The 827-nt window shown below is 49.1% G+C and carries 1 protein-coding gene; it reads right to left on the bottom strand.

Features of this window, described 5'->3' with window-relative positions; genetic code table 11:
• Positions 1-737, bottom strand: a 737-nt coding sequence (locus R7Z50_RS26275) for a lytic polysaccharide monooxygenase (protein WP_318149581.1), incomplete at its 3' end; no start/stop codon positions are given.
• Positions 738-827: the final 90 nt, after the last annotated feature.

Here is an 827-nt window from a genome sequence, read left to right as displayed (position 1 = left end):
TCAGTGCGGTACGCAACGTTCTCTCCAGATTGATCAAACACGCGAGTGTAAACCGAATCGCCAACCTTTAGATTCATAGTAGGGATGATTTGGCCACCTTGAGTCCACTCAGGAATCACAGGGCCGTCACCATCAAATTTGACATCGATAACGTTGTAGAATGATGCTGCGGTATCACCCACATCCCATACCGCAAGGATGACATGGTACCCTTCGCGTTCAGGCACGTTACATTGGTGGCTCATCTGTTTTGGTGGTTGAACCATATTGCCGTCAACCACACAGAAAGGGTTGAGATCGAACGAGTCGCGTGACAATGAAGCGTTCGGGTTCCAATTCGGTTTTGTGATGTAGTATTTCCAATCACGAGTCACGTGGTTTGCTGTAAAAGTCCATTCAAACGTTTGTGTACCAGATTTTATCGGACGTTTTACCCAGCGGTCGGCGGTTTGTTCGTCTAGTGCAGCTGCTAGAGCCGTTTCTGCGCTGGCAATTTTACCGTCGCGAGGGCCAGTCTCTGGGAAGCCATCAGGGCCTTCGACGCTTTGTGGTTCATATTGAATCGCGACACAGTTAGTGTTTCTTTCATTGGTATCCGATGTTGGGTACTTACACAGCGCTGCACGACTTGCTGCGACGCCATCGTTGGATTCCGATACGTAACCGTGTGCTAAGACACCAGAGCTCATGCTTGCGATAGCAATGGCAACGAGCGATTTATTAGGGAATGAGTTCATTACACGTCCTCTTGTTTGGCTGACAAATGAATGCCACAACTCGGCGCATGCAGAGCACTCTCGTCCGCATCTGATTGGCACTCATTAGAT

Source organism: Vibrio sp. 1249-1, from assembly GCF_033340495.1.
Note: the sequence above shows the minus strand (reverse complement) of the source record. Positions and strands in the feature narration are given on the sequence as shown.